We start from the raw sequence: 857 nt of genomic DNA, 5'->3' as shown, positions 1-857 counted from the left end.
CGAGGACAGGGTTGACCTGATTTTGGAGCCACACTGCGAAGAAGTTAACGTTACCGTAGGGGATGACTCCGCCCTTGCACGCATATAGGGAGTGCAAAAATGTAACCGATTCTACATGACCAAATACACTCAATTCGTGTTGGAGCGTCTGAAGATGGGCTACTCAATGAATAACCAAGATACATAAACGGAGTGTTTGGCATGGCCATAGTTAGCCTCTTAAAGTTGCCTTCAGCCCTATCACTAATCTGCATCATAATGAGTTGTGAAGATAATATTAATTCCAAACACTCAGTGCTTTCATGCAGCGATAAAGACCCATCACAGTTGGTTGATGTTTACGACAGGAAACGACTGCAATCGCTAGCTTTGTTTGATAATTCCTACCTTTATGTTTCCGGATGTGTTTCCAAAGAGGGTTCTAGTAAAGTCGCCACCATTCAAAGCAGAACGCACCAAGGGGATTATATTGCAGAGATGGAATTGATTGGAGAGATGTCACCGGTGCAAGTGGAATATGACAACTTGCCAGAGGTTGTCACGGGGTATTTCGAAAAATTGGTCTCACAGTGTCGTGTGAGCTACAAGAATACGCCGCGTCGATTTTTTGGTAACTCCCTTCATTTGCCGCAGGGGACTGACGAACCGATTACCGACGGAAGTTTTGTAGGTTGCGAGCAATATGTGAAAAATAGATCAATAGCATTTACGCAAGATACCCAAGAAATCAACTCCATATATGTTTTTATTTTCGATAGAATAATCGACATTCAGATGAAAGAAGTCAAGCAATGAGTAGCATTAAAGTTGTCGACCCAAAAATCAACGCAGAGACGGTTATTTTTTCGAAATCTGGT

1 protein-coding gene is annotated in these 857 nt (G+C 42.5%); it reads left to right on the top strand.

Annotation, left to right across the window (positions count from 1 at the left end; genetic code table 11):
• Positions 1–201 precede the first annotated feature (201 nt).
• Positions 202–795 (top strand): hypothetical protein, encoded by a 594-nt coding sequence (locus tag VWZ87_RS03580; RefSeq protein WP_416534511.1) that lies wholly within the window; start codon positions 202–204, stop codon positions 793–795.
• Positions 796–857: the final 62 nt, after the last annotated feature.

Origin of the sequence: Phaeobacter sp. JH20_37, from assembly GCF_048056015.1 — a bacterium.
GTDB lineage: Bacteria > Pseudomonadota > Alphaproteobacteria > Rhodobacterales > Rhodobacteraceae > Phaeobacter > Phaeobacter bryozoorum.
Note: the sequence above shows the minus strand (reverse complement) of the source record. Positions and strands in the feature narration are given on the sequence as shown.